Below are 1,251 nucleotides of genomic sequence, written 5' to 3' on the forward strand. Positions count from 1 at the left end.
TAACGGTACAAGATGATGATAGTGCTCCAACGGTCACTATTGGAGATGTAACAGTTTCAGAAGGCGATACCGCGATAGTTCCAGTAACCTTAAGCAACCCAAGTACAGAAGACATTACAGTAGAAGTAACGGTAGACGGAGTAGTTTACACGGTAACCATTACAGCAGGCGCTACCACAGGAAGCGTAACAGTTCCAACGACGGAAGATACAATCTCAGGAGAGGCGGACGAGGTATTTACAGCAACGGGTGCAGTTACCAGCGGAACTACCACCGGAGCCGTAACCGAAGGTTCGGTAACGGTACAAGATGATGATAGTGCTCCAACGGTCACTATTGGAGATGTAACAGTTTCAGAAGGCGATACCGCGATAGTTCCAGTAACCTTAAGCAACCCAAGTACAGAAGACATTACAGTAGAAGTAACGGTAGACGGAGTAGTTTACACGGTAACCATTGCAGCAGGTGCTACTACAGGAAGCGTAAGCGTTCCCACAACAGAAGATACAATCTCAGGAGAGGCGGACGAAGTATTTGCAGCAACGGGTGCAGTTACCAGCGGAACTACCACCGGAGCCGTAACCGAAGGTTCGGTAACGGTACAAGATGATGATAGTGCTCCAACGGTCACTATTGGAGATGTAACAGTTTCAGAAGGCGATAATGCGATTGTTCCAGTAACCTTAAGCAACCCAAGTACAGAAGACATTACAGTAGAAGTAACGGTAGACGGAGTAGTTTACACGGTAACCATTACAGCAGGCGCTACCACAGGAAGCGTAAGCGTTCCAACGACGGAAGATACAATCTCAGGAGAGGCGGACGAAGTATTTGCAGCAACGGGTGCAGTTACCAGCGGAACTACCACCGGAGCCGTAACCGAAGGATCGATAACGGTACAAGATGATGATAGTGCTCCAACGGTCACTATTGGAGATGTAACAGTTTCAGAAGGCGATACCGCGATAGTTCCAGTAACCTTAAGCAACCCAAGTACAGAAGACATTACAGTAGAAGTAACGGTAGACGGAGTAGTTTACACGGTAACCATTACAGCAGGCGCTACCACAGGAAGCGTAACAGTTCCAACGACGGAAGATACAATCTCAGGAGAGGCGGACGAGGTATTTACAGCAACGGGTGCAGTTACCAGCGGAACTACCACCGGAGCCGTAACCGAAGGTTCGGTAACGGTACAAGATGATGATAGTGCTCCAACGGTCACTATTGGAGATGTAACAGTTTCAGAAG

1 protein-coding gene is annotated in these 1,251 nt (G+C 48.2%); it reads left to right on the top strand.

The window, feature by feature from the left end:
* Positions 1-1,251: hypothetical protein (locus SLH33_RS12910; RefSeq protein ID WP_320419531.1), on the top strand; the 1,251-nt coding region annotated here is incomplete at both ends.

Source organism: Tenacibaculum sp. IB213877, from assembly GCF_034043975.1.
Classification (GTDB): Bacteria; Bacteroidota; Bacteroidia; order Flavobacteriales; family Flavobacteriaceae; genus Polaribacter.